Consider the following 548-nt stretch of genomic DNA (forward strand, 5'->3'; position numbering starts at 1 on the left):
CACGCGACGGTCGCCGGAGTTCTCCTCGGCTTCACCGTTCCGGTGCTGCGCAGTAAAGCCGCCGGCGGCCCCGATGCCGGGCCGGGCCTGGCCGAGCATTTCGAACACCGCATCCGGCCTATCTCCGCGGGGTTCGCGGTCCCTGTTTTTGCGTTCTTCGCCGCCGGGGTGACCGTCGGTGGTTTCCAAGGGTTGACCGACGCGCTGACCGACCCCATCGCTGTGGGCATCGTCTGTGGATTGGTCGTCGGGAAGGCCGTGGGCATCTTCGGCACCACCCGACTGTTGTCGGCTGTGACGCGTGCATCGCTCGATTCCAGTGTCCGGTGGATCGATGTCGTCGGTATATCGCTGCTCGCCGGTATCGGGTTCACCGTGTCCCTGTTGATCGGAGATCTCGCTTACGGGATGGGTTCGGAGCGGGACGACCACGTCAAGATCGGTGTGCTGACCGGGTCGCTGCTGGCCGCTGTGCTTGCCTCGATTCTGCTGCGCGCTCGAAATCGGCACTACCGCAACATCTGCGAGGATGAAGAACGCGACGACGA

Annotated in this window: 1 protein-coding gene; it reads left to right on the plus strand. The window is 64.6% G+C overall.

Annotation, left to right across the window (positions count from 1 at the left end; all coding sequences use genetic code 11):
• On the plus strand, positions 1-548 hold a 548-nt coding region (locus BFL43_RS00040; protein WP_206186580.1), incomplete at both ends, for a Na+/H+ antiporter NhaA.

Source organism: Williamsia sp. 1135, assembly GCF_002095395.1.
In the GTDB taxonomy this organism is placed as follows: domain Bacteria; phylum Actinomycetota; class Actinomycetes; order Mycobacteriales; family Mycobacteriaceae; genus Williamsia.